The 19,813-nt window shown below is 70.9% G+C and carries 18 protein-coding genes and 1 pseudogene; 8 read left to right on the forward strand and 11 right to left on the reverse strand.

Going from position 1 to position 19,813, the window contains the following annotated elements; genetic code table 11:
• Window positions 1-424 precede the first annotated feature (424 nt).
• The 6 genes and pseudogenes from MOV08_RS22990 to MOV08_RS23015 form a co-directional block, all read right to left on the reverse strand.
• Window positions 425-994 (reverse strand): DUF6262 family protein, encoded by a 570-nt coding sequence (locus MOV08_RS22990; RefSeq protein WP_275308703.1) that lies wholly within the window; start codon window positions 992-994, stop codon window positions 425-427.
• Window positions 991-2,991: a tyrosine-type recombinase/integrase gene (locus MOV08_RS22995; RefSeq protein ID WP_275308704.1), complete on the reverse strand. Its 2,001-nt coding sequence runs from the start codon at window positions 2,989-2,991 to the stop codon at window positions 991-993. The genes MOV08_RS22990 and MOV08_RS22995 overlap by 4 nt, the downstream gene beginning before the upstream one ends.
• 515 nt (window positions 2,992-3,506) lie before the next feature.
• Window positions 3,507-4,649, reverse strand: coding sequence for a tyrosine-type recombinase/integrase (locus MOV08_RS23000; RefSeq protein ID WP_275308705.1), 1,143 nt, complete (start codon window positions 4,647-4,649; stop codon window positions 3,507-3,509).
• A gap of 97 nt (window positions 4,650-4,746) precedes the next feature.
• Window positions 4,747-5,244 (reverse strand): annotated as a pseudogene (locus MOV08_RS23005) (DUF2637 domain-containing protein); the annotation flags it as partial.
• Between the two features lie 121 nt (window positions 5,245-5,365).
• On the reverse strand, window positions 5,366-6,085 hold the full coding sequence (locus MOV08_RS23010; protein WP_275308706.1) for a DUF3558 family protein: 720 nt from the start codon (window positions 6,083-6,085) through the stop codon (window positions 5,366-5,368).
• Window positions 6,086-6,285: 200 nt separating this feature from the next.
• The gene (locus MOV08_RS23015) at window positions 6,286-7,209 is read right to left on the reverse strand and encodes a hypothetical protein (RefSeq protein WP_275308707.1); all 924 of its coding nucleotides are present in this window, start codon (window positions 7,207-7,209) and stop codon (window positions 6,286-6,288) included.
• Window positions 7,210-7,371: 162 nt separating this feature from the next.
• Here MOV08_RS23015 and MOV08_RS23020 point away from each other — a divergent pair, with 162 nt between their 5' ends.
• The 4 genes from MOV08_RS23020 to MOV08_RS23035 all read left to right on the forward strand — a co-directional run bounded on the left by MOV08_RS23020 (window position 7,372) and on the right by MOV08_RS23035 (window position 11,270).
• Window positions 7,372-8,565, forward strand: a complete 1,194-nt coding sequence (locus MOV08_RS23020; RefSeq protein WP_275308708.1) for an RtcB family protein — start codon at window positions 7,372-7,374, stop codon at window positions 8,563-8,565.
• Window positions 8,566-8,880: 315 nt separating this feature from the next.
• A complete protein-coding gene (locus MOV08_RS23025) occupies window positions 8,881-9,342 on the forward strand; it encodes a MarR family winged helix-turn-helix transcriptional regulator (protein ID WP_275308709.1) in 462 nt (153 codons plus the stop codon).
• A gap of 48 nt (window positions 9,343-9,390) precedes the next feature.
• Window positions 9,391-10,605, forward strand: coding sequence for an FAD-dependent oxidoreductase (locus tag MOV08_RS23030; RefSeq protein ID WP_275308710.1), 1,215 nt, complete (start codon window positions 9,391-9,393; stop codon window positions 10,603-10,605).
• Window positions 10,602-11,270 carry a VC0807 family protein gene (locus MOV08_RS23035; RefSeq protein ID WP_275308711.1) on the forward strand — a complete coding sequence of 223 codons (669 nt, stop codon included), beginning with the start codon at window positions 10,602-10,604 and terminating at the stop codon, window positions 11,268-11,270. The genes MOV08_RS23030 and MOV08_RS23035 overlap by 4 nt, the downstream gene beginning before the upstream one ends.
• A gap of 71 nt (window positions 11,271-11,341) precedes the next feature.
• On the opposite strand, the gene MOV08_RS23040 is transcribed toward MOV08_RS23035, so the two are convergent.
• The 3 genes from MOV08_RS23040 to MOV08_RS23050 form a co-directional block, all read right to left on the reverse strand.
• Window positions 11,342-12,109: an SDR family NAD(P)-dependent oxidoreductase gene (locus MOV08_RS23040; protein WP_039635140.1), complete on the reverse strand. Its 768-nt coding sequence runs from the start codon at window positions 12,107-12,109 to the stop codon at window positions 11,342-11,344.
• 311 nt (window positions 12,110-12,420) lie between these two features.
• Window positions 12,421-12,756, reverse strand: coding sequence for a YnfA family protein (locus tag MOV08_RS23045; protein WP_039635142.1), 336 nt, complete (start codon window positions 12,754-12,756; stop codon window positions 12,421-12,423).
• Window positions 12,757-12,876: 120 nt separating this feature from the next.
• Entirely contained in the window at window positions 12,877-14,493 is a 1,617-nt protein-coding gene (locus MOV08_RS23050) for an FAD-dependent oxidoreductase (protein WP_275308712.1), read from the reverse strand.
• 100 nt (window positions 14,494-14,593) lie between these two features.
• Between MOV08_RS23050 and MOV08_RS23055 the strand changes: the two genes are divergently transcribed.
• Window positions 14,594-15,298 carry a TetR/AcrR family transcriptional regulator gene (locus tag MOV08_RS23055; protein ID WP_275308713.1) on the forward strand — a complete coding sequence of 235 codons (705 nt, stop codon included), beginning with the start codon at window positions 14,594-14,596 and terminating at the stop codon, window positions 15,296-15,298.
• A 79-nt stretch (window positions 15,299-15,377) separates the two neighbouring features.
• Here MOV08_RS23055 and MOV08_RS23060 read toward each other — a convergent pair whose 3' ends face one another.
• A complete protein-coding gene (locus MOV08_RS23060; RefSeq protein WP_275308714.1) occupies window positions 15,378-15,794 on the reverse strand; it encodes a MazG-like family protein in 417 nt (138 codons plus the stop codon).
• A 145-nt stretch (window positions 15,795-15,939) separates the two neighbouring features.
• Between MOV08_RS23060 and MOV08_RS23065 the strand changes: the two genes are divergently transcribed.
• On the forward strand, window positions 15,940-16,470 hold the full coding sequence (locus MOV08_RS23065) for a cupin domain-containing protein (protein WP_275308715.1): 531 nt from the start codon (window positions 15,940-15,942) through the stop codon (window positions 16,468-16,470).
• A gap of 206 nt (window positions 16,471-16,676) precedes the next feature.
• Complete coding sequence (locus MOV08_RS23070; RefSeq protein ID WP_275308716.1) at window positions 16,677-17,465, forward strand: SDR family NAD(P)-dependent oxidoreductase; 789 nt, start codon at window positions 16,677-16,679, stop codon at window positions 17,463-17,465.
• 99 nt (window positions 17,466-17,564) lie between these two features.
• Here MOV08_RS23070 and MOV08_RS23075 read toward each other — a convergent pair whose 3' ends face one another.
• Window positions 17,565-18,158, reverse strand: coding sequence for a hypothetical protein (locus MOV08_RS23075; protein WP_078875854.1), 594 nt, complete (start codon window positions 18,156-18,158; stop codon window positions 17,565-17,567).
• A gap of 319 nt (window positions 18,159-18,477) precedes the next feature.
• Between MOV08_RS23075 and hemL the strand changes: the two genes are divergently transcribed.
• A complete protein-coding gene (gene hemL, locus MOV08_RS23080; protein WP_078875855.1) occupies window positions 18,478-19,803 on the forward strand; it encodes a glutamate-1-semialdehyde 2,1-aminomutase in 1,326 nt (441 codons plus the stop codon).
• Window positions 19,804-19,813 lie beyond the last annotated feature (10 nt).

A 19,813-nucleotide genomic window follows, 5' to 3' on the forward strand; every position in this document is an offset into this window, starting at 1 on the left:
TGCTCACCTCATGCTGATCATGCGAAATGAGTTCACGAGAGGTGCAGGTACGGCTACGTCCCGGTACGGAACGTTGTTAAGTGAACTGCTGTGGTGTGGGCTTGAAGAGGACGACACGCATCGCTGCACGCTCCATCGGAGGCGCCTTCCATCGCCACCTCCACCCGTGAATCCGACGCAATCTTGCGCGTTCACAGACCCATGCCGCCTCCCACCGCAGTGCTGCCTGGTAGGTGAGACCGGGGTTATCTAGCGTCCATAGGTACAGGCGTCGAGCCATGCGGGGGGCCAGGAGGAAGTGGATGAAGCGGACCGGGCTCTGGCTCGGGGGCATGCTTCCTCCGCTCAGAGTGAGGGTCAGCACCGGCATGGTGTGGGCAGGTCCGTCATGCCAGCGCTGAGAGGCCGTCTGTCTGATCTGCTTCTACGTGCTGCGCATCATCTTGCGCAAGCTCTGACGGGCGGCCGTCAGGTCGTCTTCCAGGCTCTCGATCGTGGTGCGAAGCGTACGGTTGTCAGCTTGAGCCTGTTGCGCTTGTCTGCCGAGCTCCGCGTTCTCCCGGCTCAACTCGCTCACGCGGGCCACGAGTTCCTGGCCGTCGGTGCGGTCCAGTTCTGCCCCGAGCTGGAGGCGCAGCCGTTCGCGCAGCCGGTTGCGCTCCTCGCGGAGCTCCTTGATCTGCTGCTGGGCGAGGGCGAGGTCGGTCTTGAGGCTGGCGCTGCTGACGCGGCTTGGTGGTGGAACGGCATCGGCTGTCGCCTCGATGCCGAGCTCCTCCTGGCGCTGGCGGGCGGTCTCGATGGGTTCGCGCAGCCCCGGCGAATACGCAAGCCAGTTGGAGACGCCGGCTTCCTTGGCCACCCGGGCGAACGTGATCTTCGTTCCTGCGCGCTGCAGGGATTCCAGGACCTCCAGCACGCGCCGGCGCTTGTCCTTGCTGTCGCGCTCACGCGCTGCCTTCAGCGCGGCAGCGCGGGCCTCGCGAGCGGTCACTGGTCCTCCTCGCGTTGCTTGATCACTGTCAGAGGCAGCAGCTTGTGGGACGTAGTGGCACGTGCTTTGCGGAGGATCTTGCTCGCTTCCTCGATCTGCTGCCGTTCGTCGTCAGGCAGCGCGGCGAGCTGGTCGTGCATGGTGGTGGCCACTTCCTGGAAGCTGTCGATCTGAGCCTTGATGTTGGTCAGTACGAAGTCGGCTGCCCCGATGGCGTCTGCGGTCTCGCGGTCGGACTTCAGGTCGCGTACGTGATCCTCGATGGCGGGCAGGTACGACGGATCGGGGTGGTAGAAGGTGCAGCCTGAGCATTGGAAACGGATGGGACAGGATCCGCCGCCGGCCTTGACGTTGGAGGGTTCGGTGCAGTTGCCGAACGGTACGGCTACCGAGGCGATCTCGTACTTGGTCTGGGGGAGAGGTGCGGCCTGGCCGGTGCGGTCCACCGCCAAGGGCGCGAGTGTGCGGATTGCCTCCCGCTTGCGTTTCAGCGTCACCTGGTAGTAGCCCATCGTGGTATTGACCGAGGCGTGATCCATGAGGTCGCGCAGAACGTCAACGGGAACGCCTGCGTCGGCATGCCGCTGGGCGTAGGTGTGGCGGAAGGCGTGCGCGGTGATCTGGGAGCGATCGAAGGGCAGCGGCTGCCCCTCTGATCCTGGGACGTCGCTGTCGATGCGGGGGAGTGCGTCGACCCAGGTACGCAGTGCTGCTGAGAGACTGTCGGCCCGAATATGCCCGTTTCCGCGGCCGGAGCCGTGCAGGGCGCTGGGGAACAGCCATGGTCCGGCTCGCTCGGTCAGTGGGAGCTCCGCGCGGCGCTGTTCCCAGAGGGTGATCAGTTCGGCCGTGCTCTGGGGGATGGGCAGGCGGCGGCCGTTCCGCTTGGCTTTGTGGTTGTCGTAGACCAACTGGTAATGATCGTCTTCCTGCTCGACGCAGCCCACTTTGAGGCTTGCGACCTCGCCCAGGCGGCGACCGGTGTCGCGCAGGACGGCGTAGACGGTCTGGTGGAACAGCCGTGAGAGATCTTTCGGCCAGCCCCGGTGGGTGACATCCACCAGGTGTAGCTGTGCGTCTAGTTGGTGGATGACGATGTCGGGCAGGGCTCGGCCGGCTTGTTCTTCATTGGCCTTGACGGGAACGACACGGTGATGGCGGGCCCTGCTGAAGGTGCCAGGCACATCGTCCATCAGCCCGCTCGCTCGAGCGAAGTCCAACACCCCAAACCATGCTCTGACCAGTTTGTCCTGGGTGGCTGCCGCGCGGAGGGATCCGTTCTTCTTCCGGGACTTCTTGATCGCCTCGACTGCCGTCGTCATGTCCGCGGCGCCCAGACGCGCTGGAGCCTCGCCGCCTCCGGGCCGCGTGGCCAGCCCTTCGGACGCGGCAGAGAAAGCCAGGAGGGAGATGCGCAGGTCTTGGATTGTCGGTCGGACGGAGCGTGCCCAGTCCACGAGAAGTGTGCGCAGCCACGTCTGTCGGACGACACGGAAGTCGACGTAGCCCTTCACCGCGTCATAGCGGCGATGGGTGGCAGCCCACAACCCTACGGCGGCTGCGTCCCATACGTCGCCCGCCATCGGGTCGGCGCCTTCGTACCGCCGTCGAGCGCGCTCGACCATGCGCTGGAGCTGGCCCAGTAATGCGCGCCCCGGACTGCTGCCCTTTTCCTTGCCGAACCGCAGCGACGCCAGGTCCAGGCCGCACAATGTGTTCACGTCGGCGATCGATGCGATGGCGTGCCGGACTGCGATCGGATTGATGCTCAGCCCTGCTCGGTCGCGCTCCTGAAGACCGAGAAGCAGCTCGTGGGCGACGACAGGGCGGAGCCCTCCGCACCAGAATTGGTGCACCTGGAGGAACGGCCCGGTAGTGGCCGCCCATGCCAGAAGCTGGTCGGGCGCGCAGTTCCCGCGGTCGACCTCACCTCGCCATCTTCCGTAGTGGGAGGTGCACAGGCGGAGCTGTTCCTGCTCACGGTCGCATCCACCCACGAGGCATTCCCCCCGGCGGGGCAGGGGGCGGGGGGTCGCCAAGCGTTGCCAGTCTTCGACGTTCAGCCCAGGGTTCCGTTTCCGGCGCTCGTTGAAGGCGGCGGCGTGGCGCGGGCACAGCCCGCGGCTCACGGCTTCCCGTGCGCATTGCCCCGAAGGGGCAGTGACTAGGCATGGCTCGCGCTCAGACGTTCCGCGCACGCGTCGCTTCCGGGCCGGCTGGTAAGTGGCGTCGAATTCCTCGTCAGACAGGTCACTGCCCCGGGCGGCCACGCTGCAGGGCGAGCACCGGCCGACGCGGCCAGGACAGGGAGTCCGGCAGGCGACAACCTTGCACCGCGAGGCACCGGTGGCGTCGTTGTCCAGATCGCCATCGAAGAACATCCGCTCGTGATCCCACTCGCCCGGACGCCAGCCGGGCTGCACCTGCTGGCGCAGCCACGCCAACCAGCGCTCTGTGGGCGCCTCAGGCTCCCGGGACGGGGCCGGAAGTCGTGTGGAAGCGGGCACGCTCTTCATCGCGTGGTCACCTCCCGTCGGGCAGCCACGCGCTCTACGGCCTCCCGCTTCTCGCGCTCGTTGGCGTGCAGGTAGATCGCGGTAGACGCGGCCGAGACGTGCCCCATCAACTGCTGCACGACATCGATCGGCACGCCGGCCCTGACCCAGGACGTCGCGGCGGTGTGCCTCAGCATGTGCGGACGCACCACGAAGCCGCACTGCTGCGACAGCCGCTCGAACATGCCCTTCGCCGCCTGATAGGTCATCGCCTTGCCCAGGGGGCGCTGGTAGAGATTGACGAAGACCAGGTCGTTCGCCTCGGCTTCGGCCACCGCGTCCCGGTCGGTGCGGTAGGCCACGTACTCGGCCACAGTGGGGGCATCGACCGGCACGCTCCGCGGGTAGCGGGACTTGGCCAGGGCTTTGTTCTCGTTGTCCCGGCGGTGGCGTACATGGATGTGGGCCCCAGACACACTGCAGCCCAGAGCGCGGGAATCCGGCAGAAAGTGCATGTCCTGCCTTCGCAGTCCCAGCGCTTCCCCGATGCGGATGCCGGTCGCCAGCATCAGCACCACCAAGAACCGGTCGCGGGCCGTAGGACACCCGGCCACCACCGCGGCGACCTGCTCCTCAGCTAAGGCCTCATAAGGCTTCTCCACCTCGCGCGACTTGATCGCCTTCGCGCGGACCGTGCGGAACTGCCCGCGCTCACCAGCATCGAAGCCGGGCGGCGGTGTAGCCAGGTAGCGCGGCTGAGCCAAGCGGTCCGCCACCTCTGGGGCGACCAGTTCGTGGCGAGCGCAGTACCGCAAGTACTCCACCACGGCTGTGATCGTCGCGTTGACCGTTGCTCCGGAGCGCGGCTTGCCACGTCTTCCGGTGGTGGACTCCAGCCAGAACCGGAAGCGTGCCATCGAGGCCAGAGTGATGGTTCTCCAGTCGACCGGGTACTCCGCGCACCAGGTCAGGAACAGGGCCAGTCGCCCCGCGTAGACCCTGATGGTGTTCACGGACCGGTCCGCACCGTGCAGGAACGTCAGGAAGTCCGTCCCCTCCTGGTGGATCGAAAGCTGGGGGTCGAGGATGACCCATCTGGTGCCCTGAGGATCTCCGGTGGGGGACAGGGCCCGCTCAGCTTGAAAGGCATCGGCGTTCATGCCGTACCTAACGTGACTCCCGCGTTGTAGATACTTGTGAGCCACGAACGAGTGATGGGACGTGCCGTACGTCCCTGACGGGTCAGTGCGGCATAGAGATATTCATCCGGCGCCAGAGCCGGAAGGTGGAGGGGAAGGCCAGCAGCCAGCGGGCGAGCCGGACGCCCTCCATGTGCCGGTCGGCGGTGAGGTCGGCGATCCGGCCGACGGCGTGCCGGGCGGCCTCCACGGCGACGACGAACAGCACCGGGATGACCGCGTGCATCCCGACGCCCAGCGCGTCGGGCCAGGCGGCGGCCCCGTTGAACGCGATGGTCGCGGCGGTCAGCAGCCAGGCGGTCTGGCGCAGCAGCGGGAACGGGATGCGGATCCAGGTGAGCAGCAGGTCCAGGGCGAGCAGGACCACGATGCCGGCGTCGATGCCGATCGGGAAGACGACCGAGAAGGCGCCGAAGCCCTTCTTCTCGGCCAGGGCGCGGACCGCCGCGTAGGAGCCGGTGAAGCCGATCGCCGCGATCAGGGCCGCGCCGGCGATGACCACGCCGATCAGGACGCGGTGCGTGCGGGTCAACTGCGCGGTCTGTGTCGCGGACACCCGCGGTCCCTCCCCGGACTCGGCGAATTGGGGCCCTAGGGCCGGCCCTAGCGTTGCACACCCGTTCACGCCGGGCCGGGGAGGGCCGGGGCGGTGCCGCCGGCCGGTGATCCCGGGGAGGTCAGGCGTTGTTGGCCTTGGTGGCGGCGGTGACGGCTTCCTTGGCGGCGGCCTGGGCGGCCTTCAGCAGGTCGTTGCCGTTGGGGTCGTCGGCGCCGGCCATCCCCGCGCCGTTGTAGTTGACGGTGACGACGATGTTGGCGGTGCGGGTAACGATCGTCGTGTTCTTGAAGTCGTTGCCGTCCTTCGCGATGTCGTAGGTGATGGCGGTGGCCGCGTCGCCGGTGCCCGCGGTCGCCACGGTGGCGACCTTCTTGGCGCCCTGGGTGCCCTTGGCGTCGTTGACCTGCTGGGTGTAGAAGTCCGTGGCGCGCTTCTCGCCCGAGCCGACGGCCGGGTCGGAGTCGTAGCGCTGGAAGGCGACGTCCAGCCAGCGGAACTGGGTGCCGTCGACGCCCTGGTCGTCCGAGCTGGTCCAGGAGCAGGCGCCGCGGACGGTCGGGTCGGTGGACTTGCCCTGCGCGCCGGCCGCGTCCTTCACCTTGGGCAGCAGCTTGTCGAGGGTGTCCTTGGAGAACGCCGTGCAGGGGTTCGGCAGCTTCTTGAACTTCGCGGCGGCGACGGTCGGCGACGGCGCGGTGCTGGTGGCGGCGCTGGACGAGCCGGAGGGAGTGCTGTCACCGGAGCTCTTGCTGTCCGAGCCGGAGCACCCGGCGACGAGCAGCATCGGTACTGCTGCGCAGGTGAGGAGGCCGGCGAGTCGCTTGGCTGATCGGTGCATGGTTCCTTCGCTGTTCGTCGTCGTCGAGTCGGTGCGGACCCTTGTGGCGTGTGGCGGCCCGGCCCCGTGGTCGGGGCGGGTCCTAGGGCACGGTACGCGGCGGAGCGAGGCGGCTGCCCGGTTCGTCACCACTGAAAAGTGGGGCGAATGGGGCGCTCTCGGGCATCTCCCCCTTTCCGGGGGATCGACCTATAGCGGGCTTATTCGCTGAGGCTGTCGGCGAGTTCGCCGGCCAACGAACGGGCCTTGTCCTGCAGTTCCTGGCTTTCCGGCAGCTGCGTCTTGTCGGTGGACCACTGGTCGTAGGTGAGCGTCACGATGACGTTCGACGTGCGAAAGACCACAGTGATGTCGCGGTGCACGCCGGAGTCCGTGGTGATCAGCTGGTCGTTGAGGAAGGCCGCGTCGCCGAGGCCGTCCAGGACGCGCGGGGCGAGCGGGCTGCCGGGGCCCGTGGCGGGGTCGGAGGGCGTCTCGGACGGGGAGGCCGACGGGGTCGCCGTGGTCGCGTCGCCGTCCGTCTTCTTGCCGCCCGCGTCGGCGTCCGTGCCGTCGCCCTGGCCCGTGGCGCCGGCCGTCGGCTTCGACTGGTCCGTGGGCTTGCCCTTCGGCTGGTCCTTCGGGCTGGCCGAGGCCGAGGCCGAGGGGGAGCCGGAGCCGTCGGACGGGATCTTGGCGGCCTGCTCCTTGCCGAGGTAGATCTCCTGCGCCCGGTCGTCGTCGCTGACCGCGGCGTTGTACGAGACCACGCGCTGGATGTCGAGCGTGAGGTGGCGGGTGCCCGCGGTGGTCTCCCGCGTCCACTGGCAGCCGACCCGTCGATCGGTGTCGTAGGTGACGTCGGCCCGGCCGGCGTAGATCTTCTGTGCGTCCGCCGGGGGCAGCGGCTGGCCGTCGCCGGGCAGCATGTCGCGCAGGATGCTGTGGGAGGGCAGGCCGCACGCCTCCGGCAGGGTCTGGTAGCGGCCGGGCTGGGCGGACCGGCTGGCGGCGGTGGTGTCGCCGCCCTTGCCGTCGCTGCTGCCGGTGCCGGTGGTGGAGCCGCTGGAGCAGCCGGTGAGACCGGCGGCCAGGGCCGCGGTGACCAGCAGCGCGGCACCGGGTACGAACGACTTGCGCGGCATCGTTCGCGGCTCCTTCCTTGCGGAAATGCGGTTGCCGCCGGATGGCAGCAGGTGGACACAATGTCTACCGCACGTCTCGCCGTGAACGCCGGTTCGCTGTCCATGATCAGGCGTATTGTCCGGCTTTTGCGTTTTTCGGTTTTCCGGGGGAATGAGTTAGATATGTCGTACACCGAAGTGCCCGGCGCCCAGGTGCCGATCCGGATGTGGGCCGACCCGGCCACGGTCGAGGGCGTCGCGATGCAGCAGCTGCGCAATGTCGCCACGCTTCCGTGGATCCAGGGGTTGGCCGTGATGCCGGACGTGCATTTCGGCAAGGGGGCCACCGTCGGCTCGGTCATCGCGATGCGCGGGGCGGTCTGCCCGGCCGCCGTCGGCGTGGACATCGGCTGCGGCATGAGCGCGGTCAGGACCTCGCTCACCGCCGACGACCTGCCCGCCGACCTCTCCCGTCTGCGCTCCCGCATCGAGCAGGTGATTCCGGTCGGCCGGGGGATGCACGACGACCCCGTGGACCCGCGCCGGATCCACGGCTTCCCCGCCGCCGGCTGGGACGACTTCTGGGGCCGCTTCGACGGGGTGGCCGAGGCGGTCAAGTTCCGGCACGAGCGGGCCGCCAAGCAGATGGGTTCACTGGGGTCCGGCAACCACTTCATCGAGTTCTGCCTCGACGAGACCGGCTCGGTCTGGCTGATGCTGCACTCCGGCTCCCGCAACATCGGCAAGGAGCTCGCCGAGTACCACATCGAGCAGGCCCGGAAGCTGTCGCACAACCAGGGGCTGGTCGACCGCGACCTCGCCGTCTTCATCGCGGACACCCCGCAGATGGCGGCGTACCGCAACGACCTCTTCTGGGCGCAGGAGTACGCCCGGCACAACCGGGACGTGATGATGGCCCTGTACCAGGACGTCGTCCGCAAGGAATTCCACAAGGCCCGGCCGGTCTTCGAGCCGGTGATCTCCTGCCACCACAACTACGTGGCGGAGGAGACCTATGAGGGCGTGGAGCTGCTGGTGACCCGCAAGGGCGCGATCCGGGCCGGCAGCGGCGACTACGGGATCATCCCGGGCTCGATGGGCACCGGCTCGTACATCGTCCGGGGCCTGGGGAACGAGGCGTCCTTCAACTCCGCCTCGCACGGCGCCGGCCGCAAGATGAGCCGGAACGCCGCGAAGAAGCGCTTCTCCACGCGCGACCTGGAGGAGCAGACGCGGGGCGTGGAGTGCCGTAAGGACTCCGGCGTCGTCGACGAGATCCCCGGCGCCTACAAGCCGATCGAGAAGGTCATGGAGCAGCAGCGGGACCTCGTGGAGGTCGTCGCCAAGCTCAAGCAGGTCGTCTGCGTCAAGGGCTGAGGCCCGGCGCCGCACGTGATCGACAAGCCCCGGACCGGATGCGGTCCGGGGCTTGATGCTTGCGGACGGCCTGGGCGCCGAGCGCGTTGGGCCGGTGGCACCAGGAGTGCATGCCTCATGGGTACTCATGGGTATCCGCTGGTTCCTCGGCAGGTTCGGTGCGTGAAAGGCGCGCTCAGGCTCAGCCCCGGTTCGCTCGAACCGGGGTGGCGAAGCGGTCGAAAAGCCCGCTCGTTCCCCCTTGGACGGCCCTTGAGGGCATGGCCTCGCCCCAATCCAGTTGATTAAGTCAATCAACTACATTATGGTGAGGGCATGCGACCAAGCAGAGACGACGTGGCACGGTTGGCGTTCGCGGTCAACACGGTGGCTGCCGGTGTGGAACGGGCCCGACGCAGGATTCCGGAGGCGGCGTCCCTCGCCGTCCTCCAGGTGCTCGGCTGGGCGGACCGGGAGGTCCCGGACAAGGCGGTGCGCCCGTCCGATCTCGCCTCCGCCCTGGAGGTGCACCGATCGGCCATCACCCACCAGCTGAAGACGCTTCAGCAGGCTGGTCACGTGACACTGACGACCGATCCGGCGGACCGCCGCTCCAGCATCGTCACGCTCACCGACTCCGGGCGGCATGAGCTCGACCGGCTGGCCGAGCAGGGCCTCGACCGCTTCACGGCCTTCGTCGCCGACTGGGACGCCGCGGACGTGCGCACCCTGGCCGACCTGCTGACCAGGTTCGAGGAGTCCAAGGCGAGGGTGGGCGATACCCACCTGGACCGGTGACCACGGGGCGGAGCGCACGACCAAGAGCACCTCACCATGGGGGATCGCGTGACACTTCGGGTACTGATCGCCGGTGCGGGGGTGGGTGGCCTCGCCCTTGCCCAGGCACTGCGCCGGGCCGGCCTGGCCGTGACGGTCTTCGAGCGGACGCCGACGGTACGAGCCGACCGGCGAGGATACCGGATCAACATCAACCGCGTGGGCGGCGACGCCCTCGCCGCCTGCTTGCCGAAGGAACTGTTCCGGCTGTACCTGGCCACCTCCAACGACGAGGCGCGGGCCCGGGTAGCCGTCTTCGACCACCGCATGCGCCCGCTGCAGGCGACCGACGTCGGCATTGACGGCACCGCCACCCCTCGGGACCACACCGGGGTCAACCGGCTGACGCTACGCCAGATCATGCTGGCCGGACTGGAACGGGAGGTGCGCTTCGGGCAGGAGGTGGTCGGCTTCGAGCAGACCCCCGACCGGGTGCGGGTCCTCCTCGCCGACGGCTCGACCGCCGAGGGCGATCTGCTGGTCGGAGCCGACGGCGTGGGCTCGGCCGTGCGTGCCGGGCTGCTGCCCGACGTACGGACCCGCGACACCGGCGTCCGCTGCCTGTGGGGGCGCACCACACTGAGCCCCGCACTGCGGGACGGGCTGCCCGCGCCGCTCTTCGACCGGGTCGCGGTGACGGTCGCCCCGCAAGGCCACATCGGGATCTGGGGGGCCTACCGCGCCCGCCGACCGCACGCGGAAGCTGCCGTTGCGGTGACGCCGGTGGTGTCGCTGGACCCGGAACCCGACTACCTGATGTGGGTGCTCAGCGGAGAACCGGGGGGACCGTTCGCCGACGAAGAGCAGTGGCGTACCGCGTCGCCGGCCGCGCTGCACCGGTACGCGGCTGACGCGACCACCGGATGGCACCCCGCCCTGCACCAGGCGGTGCGGCAGGCCGTCCCGGAAGACTGCTTCGTCCAGAACGTACGCGTCGCCGACCAGCCGCCCGCCTGGCCCGCCGGACGGGTCACCCTGCTCGGCGACGCGATCCACCCGATGTCGCCGGCCGGCGGCACCGGCGCCAACACCGCGCTGCGTGACGCGGCCGCGCTCGCGGACAGGCTCACCGCCGTCCGGCATCCCGCCGGGCTCGTATCGGCGGTGGACGCGTACGAGACCGAGATGCGCCGCTACGGCTTCGCCGCCGTAGCGGAGTCGCTGCACTACGGCGAGCGGTTCGCCCAGGCGATCCGCCACGCCGGAAAGGAAACCCAGCGATGACCAGGACGCTGCGGGCCCTGCTGCCCATCCTGTCCGACCTGATCGTTCCGACCGTCGTCTACTACCTGCTGCACTGGCTCGGCGTCGCCGACGTGCCCGCGCTGATCATCGCCTGCGCGGCCACCGCCGGGTACACCGTTCCCCGCATGATCCGCGGCCAGCGAGTGGATGCGCTCGGCCTGCTCGTCATCGCCGAACTCGCAGCGACAGCCGCGTTGCTGACCGTCTCCGGTGACGCCCGGCTGGCGCTGCTGCGCCCCACCGTCTACCTCACCGTCGCCGCCACCGTCTTCCTGCTCTCCTGCTGGCGCGGTCGCCCGCTCACCTACACCGGAGCCACACCGATGGCCACCAAGGGCGATCCGGAGCGGGCCGCGGCGTACGAGCGCAGTTGGCACAACTCCCCGCAGATGCGGGCCACCCACCGCCGGCTCACCGCCGCGAGTGCCACAGCGATGCTCGGCTACGCCCTGCTGAACGTCGTGATCGTCTATGCGTTTCCGGTCAGCCAGGCCGACGGGTTGCAGAAGGTGCCGGGGATCGCGCTGATCCTCGCGATCGTGGTGATGCTCCGTTCACGCGTACCGCGACTGTCCCGCATCGTCGACGCCGAACAGCAGCGGTCCACCGATGCGCACCAGCCGTCCACGGCCGCACGCACCTAGCGGCACGCACTCAGCGATCCGCCCGGCACCTCGCCGTCGTCTCTGCTGCCGCGCTGCTCAACTGCCGCTGCTCAACTGCTGCGGTGCACCTTGGTGTTGGACGCCTGCGCCCGGGGGCGGACGACGAGCAGGTCGATGTTGACGTGCGGGGGACGGGTGATCGCCCAGGCGACGGTGTCGGCGACGTCCTCCGCGGTGAGCGGGGCGTCCACGCCCGCGTAGACCTTGGCGGCCTTGTCGGAGTCACCGCGGAAGCGGGTGGTCGCGAACTCCTCGGTCCTGACCATGCCGGGCGCCACCTCGATGACCCGTACCGGCTCGCCGCACAGCTCCAGGCGGAGCGTCTCGGCGATGACATGCGCGCCGTGCTTGGCGGCGACATAACCGCCGCCGCCCTCGTACGTCGCGTGCCCGGCGGTGGAGGACAGGACGACGACCGTGCCGTCGCCGGAGGCGGTCAGCGCGGGCAGCAGCGCCTGCGTCATGTGCAGCACGCCGAGCACGTTGACCTCGTACATCGCGCGCCAGTCGGCCGGGTCACCGGTGGCGACGGGCTCCGCACCGAGTGCGCCGCCGGCGTTGTTGACCAGCACGTCGACGGAGGGGAAGCGGTCGAGGGAGCGCGCGAAGGCGTCGACGGCGGCGCGGTCGGTGACGTCGAGCGCGTACGCCTCGGCGTGCGGCAAGGTGTCGGCGAGGGCCTCGATGCGGTCCTTGCGGCGGGCGGTGAGCACGACGCGGTAGCCGGCGGAGGCCAGCGCCCGTGCGGTCGCGGCGCCGATGCCGCTGCTCGCTCCGGTGACGACGGCGGTACGGATGTCGGCGGAATCGGCGGTCATGGTGCGCTCCCTCTGCACGGTGCGTGTGCGAACGGCGAGCCGTGGTGCGGCTCGTGAAGCCTTGTGCGGGCGGTGAACCGGGTCGGTGGACCAGGTCCGTGAACCGGGGTCGTGCGCCGTGGTGCGGTGCGTGAATCCCGGTGTGGTTCGTGAGCGGCGGTGCGGGTGGTGCGACTGCTGTGGGTGGTGCGGCTGGTTCGGGTGGTGCGTGGCCAGGATATGCAGTGGGAAGTGGCGGGTTGACGGGCGGAGGGGCGTCGGGGTCGAGCGGTCCCGGAGCGTGATGAGGGGGGCGATCGCGGCCGGTCGGATCAGCGGCCGCGCGGTGCGTACATGATCACGGCCATGCCGGCCAGGCAGATCAGCGCGCCGATGACGTCCCAGCGGTCGGGGCGGTAGCCGTCCGCGACCATGCCCCAGGCCAGCGACCCGGCGACGAACACCCCGCCGTACGCGGCGAGGATCCGGCCGAACTCGGCGTCCGGCTGGAGCGTGGCCACGAATCCGTAGATCCCCAGGGCGATCACCCCGGCGCCGATCCACGCCCAGCCCCGGTGTTCCCGTACCCCTTGCCACACCAGCCAGGCACCGCCGATCTCGAAGAGCGCGGCGACGACGAACAGGGCGGCGGAACGGGCGATGAGCATGCCGTTCAGCGTAAGGAGACGAGCGGGCCCGGGCGAGGGCGGGGCGGGGCCGAGCCGGGCGTCCCTAGCCGTCCCGGTGCCCCGGTCCGGCCGGGCGTCCCGGGCCCGGCCGCAGGTGGTTCATATCTCTTCGCTGGGGCGCAAGGGGCGAGCCGCGGCCGGAGCGGGGACGGCGATCGTGCTGCTGGACCCGGACCCGGTCCAGTGGGCGAGGGCGGCGCGGAGCGCCGCGGCACGCTCGGCGGGAGCGGTGGCGTCGGTGGCCCAGGCGACATGGCCGTCAGGGCGCACCAGAAGGGCCGTCCGGCGTCCGCTCTCCCAGGTGGCGGTCACCACCCGGTCGGGCGCGGGCCCCGCCGACATGCCCTCCGGCGGCTCGCCCTCGGGCGTGATCAGGACGAACTTGCCCTGCCGGAGGAGCGCGTAGAGCCGTCCGCCGTCCGCGAGGCGGACGTCGGGGGCGCGCCGGCCCGTCAGCCGATGCGCGCCACGCTCGGCCGGATACGCGACGTCGATACCGGAGACGCGGCCCATCGCTCGCTGGGCCAGCGGCCGCAGGCGGGTCAGCAGCTGCACCCCGAGTGCGCGCAGCGCCCGGCCCGGTGCGGAGTGCACCAGTGCGAGCCTGATGATCGCGCCGCTGCTGCGCAGCACCGCCGTGCCGACCGGATGGCGCTCGTCCTGATAACTGTCCAGCAGGTGGTCGGGGGAGTGGCCCTTCACCACCGCTGCCAGCTTCCAGCTGAGGTTGGCCGCGTCCTGGAGGCCCACATTCATCCCTTGGCCGCCGGCCGGGGAGTGGATGTGCGCGGCGTCCCCGGCGAGGAAGACCCGGCCGACGCGGTAGGCGGGCGCCTGCCGCTCGTCGCTGCGGAAGCGTGAGATCCAGCGGGCGTCCTGCATGCCGTAGTCGGTGCCGAAGGCGAGCCGGGTGACCTCGCGGACCTCGTCGAGATCGGCGGGGGCGTCGTCGGCGGCCTGGGCCCGGCGGTTCCACCCGATGACGCGGTACCAGCCGTCGCCGAACGAGCCGATCAGGGCGAAGGCGTCAGGGGCGGCGTTGATCATGAAGGGGGAGTCGGGGGGCGAGGCCAGCCGGACGTCGGCGAGGACGACGGAGCGGATGACCGCCTTGCCGGGGAAGGACAGGCCGACCGCCTCGCGGACCGCACTGCGGGCGCCGTCGGTGCCGACCGCATAGCCGGCGCGGAGGCTCCCGACGCCCTCGGCGGGCTCCTCGACCGCCTCCCCTGTCGTACGGAAGTGCACCGTCACACCGTCCGCGTCCTGGTCGAGCCCCAGTACCTCGGCCCCGTGCCGGAAGGCGACGCCGGCCTGCCGGGCGCGCCGCAGCAGCAGCCGCTCGACCTCGTACTGCGGGGTGATCAGGACGAAGGGGAAGCGGGTGGGGAGCCGGGAGGCGGGGAGCACCGCCTTGCCGAACACCTGGAAACCGGGGAGCCGGTGGCCTCCGGCGATCAGTTCGTCGGCGAGGCCGCGGGCGTCCAACTGCTCCAGTGAGCGGGCGTGCACGGCGAGGGCCCGGCTGAGATTGCTGGTGGTGCCGTCGCGGCGCTCCAGGAGCGTGACGGCGAGACCGGCCTCGGCGAGATCCCCGGCGAGCAGCAGACCGGTCGGGCCGGCGCCGACGACGATCACGTCCGCGTCCCGGTCGGGACGGGCGGCGCCGTCGGTGTCGCTGCGGGTGACTCCTGGCTTGCGGTTGAGGGCATTCATGATTGCCGCCTCCTGCCAACGCATGTTGGTCAACGCTTGTTGGCAAGCGTACGACTCGCGCGACTCGCGTGTCAACGCTCGTTGGCCTACATTTGTTGGCATGGTCGAACGTGATCCCTCCGCCACCCCCTCCGCCACCCCGTCCGGCGGCCGCTCCCGTGCGCGTTCCGCCGCTCCCGCGGTCAGCCCCGAGGTCGATGCCGGCCCGCCCCCGGTGGTCACCGAGGCTCCCGACGCGGGCACCCACCCGCGCCCCCGCCGCTCCGACGCGACCCGCGCCGCGATCCTCGCCGCGGCCCGGGACCGCTTCGCCGCCGACGGCTACGAGCGCGCCACCATCCGCGCCATCGCCCGGGACGCGGGCATCGACCCGTCGATGGTGATGCGCTACTACGGCAACAAGGAGGGCCTCTTCGCCGCCGCCTCGGAGATCGATCTGCGCGCCCCCGACCTCACGACGGTGCCGTACGAGGAGCGGGGCGCCCGGCTCGTACGCCACTTCATCGAGCTCTGGGAGAGCGACGAGACGCTGACCGGGATGATGCGCGTCGGCGTCACCAACGAGGCGGGCGCGGAACGGATGCGGCGGATCTTCGCCGAGCAGGTGCGGCCGTTCGTCGACGCGGTCTGCCCCGTGCCGGAGGAGGCGCCGACCCGCGCCGCCCTGATCGGCTCGCAGATCCTGGGCATGGCGCTGTGCCGCTACGTCCTGAGGGTCGCCCCCGCCGTCGAACTCGGCCATGACGAACTCGTCGCCTGGCTGGCGCCCACCGTCCAGCGCTACCTGACGGCGGAACGGCCGTAGCGGCGACGTGCCGTGGTGCCGGGGCGCAGTCGCGTCGAAGGGTCGGCGGCGCCCGGCCCGGACGCGGCCGGGCGGCGGCTCAGGACGTCTCGGTCGCCGCCCCCAGCGACCGTCCGGCGATCCGTCGCAGATGGCCGTCGAAGACCTGCCGCGCCTCGGGCGTCAGCGTCCGCAGGGCCACCATCGCCGTCACGATGACATCGCACAGCTCCGCATGGACGTCCTCCCAGCTGTGGCTGTGCCCCTTGCGCGGATTCTGGCCGACGGCCCCGATGACGGCCTGGGCCACCTCGCCCGCCTCCTCCGAGAGCTTCAGGATGCGCAGCAGCCGCTCCTGCTCCGCCGGCAGCGCACTCTCCCGGTCGAGCCAGCCGACGAGCGCGGCGACGGTGTCCCAGGGGACCGCGTCACCGGAGGAGACGCCGGAACGGGTGGGAGAAGAAGGGGAGTTGGCGTCCGCAACGGGACCCGGGGAGGTGGCGGCGGGATCAGACATGGCCCGATTGTGCCGCCGTTCCCCGTCCTGTGCCCCCGTCGCCCCTAGGGTGAGGCGGCAACCGGCCACGGGCCGGCGGCCGGTGGACCGGTGGACCGGCCATCACCCTCTCGGCACGGTGGACGAGCGGAAGGCGGCCAGACGGATGGACGAGCACCCCGCGATGCCCCACGACCGGCTCCCGCAGGAGCTGATCGCGTTCTACGGGCTGACCCGGATGCCCCGTGAAGGCGGCTGGTACCGGTGTACGTGGGCGGGGCCGCAGCGGCCGGACGGGCGACCGGAGGGGTCGGCGATCGTGATGCTGCTGACCGCCGAGCCGGGCGTCTACGCCGCGCTGCACCGGCTGCCGACCGACGAGATCTGGCACTTCTACGGGGGTGATCCGCTCGCCCTGCTCCTGCTCTCCGAGGCCGGCGACGCGGGCGGTGCCGGCGGTGCGGCCCGTACGGTCGTCCTCGGCCCGGATGTCCTGGGCGGGCAGCACGTGCAGTTCACGGTGCCGGCCGGCACCTGGATGGCCGCCGAGGTCGCCGCCGGCGGGTCCTGGACGCTCTTCGGCTGCACGATGGCACCCGGCTTCACCTTCGCGGACTACGAGCACGGGGAGGCGGGGGCGCTGGCCGCGCGGTTCCCCCAGGAGGCGGTGCGGATCGGGGCGCTGAGCCGGGCATGACAGTGGTGCGGACCCCTCATGAGCCGAACGCCGGGGGAGCGGTGGGTACTTCCGAACGGGCCGGCGCACAGGGTCGATTCGGCCGGACCGGCCCCCCAACCGGGCCGCCGGGCACGGCCCCCGCCCACGGGGCGGCAGCCCCGGTCGACCGGGCAGCCCCCGCCGACCGCGCGGACGCCGGGGACCGGGCAGGCCCCGCCGACCCCGTGGACCGTACGGACGGGACCGCCCCCGCCCTCCCCGACCTCACCGGTCACGTCGTGCTCGTCACCGGGGCGTCCGGCGGGATCGGTCGGGGGATCGCGGTGCGGTTCGCCGCGGCCGGGGCGGATGTGGTGGTGCACTACCGCACGGGGAGCGAGGCCGCGCGGGAGCTGGTCGACGAGATCGGGCGGAGCGGCCGGAACGCGCTCGCGCTGCGTGCCGATCTGGCCGTGGAGGAGGAGTGCCATCGGCTGGTCGCGGAGGCGGCCGGCTGGCGGGGGCGACTGACCGCGCTGGTCAACAACGCGGGCGTGCAGCCCACCCAGGAGCTGGCCGGGATGTCGCTGGCCGACTGGCGGGCCGTCGCCGACCCCGACGTGCACAGCGTCTTCGCCTGCACCCAGGCCGCGGCGGCGGTGATGCGCGGGTCCGGCGGCGGATCGGTGACCCATATCGCGTCGATCGAGGCGGACCGCCCGGCGCCACGGCACGCCCACTACTGCGCGGCCAAGGCGGCGGTGGTGATGCACGCCCGGTCCGCGGCGCTGGAGTACGGGCCGTACGGGATCCGCGTCAACAGCGTCTCGCCGGGGTTGATCGCCCGGCCGGGCCTGGCCGACGACTGGCCCGAGGGGGTGCGCCGCTGGCAACAGGCGGCCCCCACCGGGCGGTTGGGGCGCCCGGAGGACGTCGGCGACGCCTGTGTCTTCCTCGCCTCGCCGATGGCCTCGTGGATCACCGGCCACGATCTCGTCGTGGACGGCGGCGTCTCGGCCCGGCCGACATGGTGAGCCGACCCGCAGGGTGGGTGGGCCCACGACCCGGCATGGGCCCGCGATCCGGCATCGGCCCGCGGCGCTGCTCCGCCCGGGCCGGAGCAGTCGGCTTCGCTACGGCCACACCAGGCAGTACGCCTGGTGGCCCGCCTCGTGGAGCCGGTGGGAGAAGTCCTGCCACTCGTGGAGGAGCTGGTAGACGCTGAAGGCGTCGCGCGGGCCGCCCCGGTCGGGGACGGTGGACCAGATGAAGGCGGCCGCGCCGACGGACTCCTCGCCGACGCCGCGCAGCGGGTCGACCACGGTCATGGGGAGCTTCACGACGGCGTAGTCGGGGTGGAGGACGACCAGTTCCAGCGGGGGGACCTTGTGCAGCGGTATGCCCTCTATACCGGTGAGGACCATGGCGGCCATGGTCTCCGGCTTGATCTTGGTGAACATGCCGCCCATGCCGAGCTCGTCACCGCCGAGTTCCTCGGGCCGCATCGAGATCGGGACCCGGGCAGCCGTGGCGCCATTGGGTGCGCCGAAGTATTTGTACGTCACCCCCATGCGACCGCCCCTGGTTTCCCCGCCCGTAATGCTCTCGGTGCTCTTGGGAGGGTCGTCGCTGACGTTCTCGGAGCCCTCGCGCCGGTGACGGCCGCGCTGGGCGCGCTCGGGACCCCGGTCATTGGTTCCCTCGCCCAGTTCGCCACCGCGATGCATATCTCCACCCGACCACTCGCAGCCCCAGCCGCGCAACCCGATCATCGTCTCAGAGACCTCCCCCGTTGCCGGCGCGTGAAACGCCCGGCCGCACGCCCCCGTGCGCCTCTGAGACCATTGCTTGCGTGACTTACTCGTACGACGCCCCAGTTTCGCAGACGCGCGGGGGCTGACGCCCGGTCGAGAGCGAGAGGAACGAAAAAAGAAACCAAGAGGGAATGAAGCGGAATCGCGTGACGGGCCGGGTGGTCCGCGGGGCGATTCCCGTACCGCAGTCAGCCGGGCCGTGTCCGCGCGCCGCCGCCCTCCTCCCCCGTATATGCAGGTCAGGATCACAGTGTCTTTTCCGTATGAAGCCCCTGTTTCGCAGTCGCTGTTCGACCGCGCGTCCGTGGTGACGCCGGGCGGCGTGAATTCTCCGGTGCGGGCGTTCCGGGCCGTGGGCGGTACGCCCCGGTTCATGGTGTCCGGTACCGGTCCATACCTCACTGATGCCGATGGCCGGGAATATGTCGACCTGGTGTGCTCGTGGGGGCCGATGATCCTCGGCCACGCGCACCCCGAGGTGATCGCCGCGGTCCAGGAGACGGTCGCCCGCGGGACGTCGTTCGGGACGCCCGGTGCCGGCGAGGTCGAGCTGGCCGAGGAGATCGTGGCGCGGATCGCCCCGGTCGAGCAGGTGCGTCTGGTGTCGTCCGGCACCGAGGCGACGATGTCCGCGATCCGGCTGGCGCGCGGCTTCACCGGCCGGGCCAAGGTGATCAAGTTCGCCGGCTGCTACCACGGGCACGTGGACGCGCTGCTGGCCGCGGCCGGTTCGGGCGTGGCGACGTTCGGGCTGCCGGACACCCCCGGGGTGACCGGTGCGCAGGCCGGCGACACCATCGTGCTGCCCTACAACGACCTGGCCGCCGTCCGTGCCGCGTTCGCCGCGCACGAGGGCGAGATCGCCTGTGTGATCACCGAGGCGTCGCCGGGCAACATGGGCGTCGTCCCGCCGCTGCCGGGCTTCAACCAGGGGCTCGCCGACCTGTGTGCCGAGAACGGCGCGCTGTACATCTCCGACGAGGTCATGACCGGCTTCCGGGTCAGCAAGGCCGGTTGGTACGGCATCGACGGGGTCCGCCCGGACCTGATGACCTTCGGCAAGGTGATGGGCGGCGGCTTCCCGGCCGCGGCCTTCGGCGGACGGGCGGACGTCATGGCGCACCTCGCCCCGGCTGGGCCGGTGTACCAGGCGGGCACCCTGTCGGGGAACCCGATCGCCACCGCCGCCGGCGTCGCGCAGCTGCGGCTGCTGGACGACGCCGCCTACGAGAAGGTCGACGCGGTCTCCGCCGAGGTCCGCGGGCTGGTCACCGAGGCGCTCGCCAAGGAGGGCGTGGCGCACCGGCTCCAGGTCGCCGGGAACATGTTCTCGGTGTTCTTCACGGACGCCGAGGTGACGGACTACGAGACGGCGAAGGCGCAGGAGTCGTTCCGCTTCACGGCCTTCTTCCACTCGATGCTGGCGCAGGGCGTCTACCTCCCGCCGTCCGCGTTCGAGTCCTGGTTCGTCTCCACCGCGCACGACACCGCGGCCGTCGAGCGGATCGCCGCCGCACTGCCGGCCGCCGCCCGGGCCGCGGCCGAGGCGACCGCATGAACGGGACGGG

Source organism: Streptomyces yunnanensis (genome assembly GCF_029011865.1).
GTDB lineage: Bacteria > Actinomycetota > Actinomycetes > Streptomycetales > Streptomycetaceae > Streptomyces > Streptomyces yunnanensis.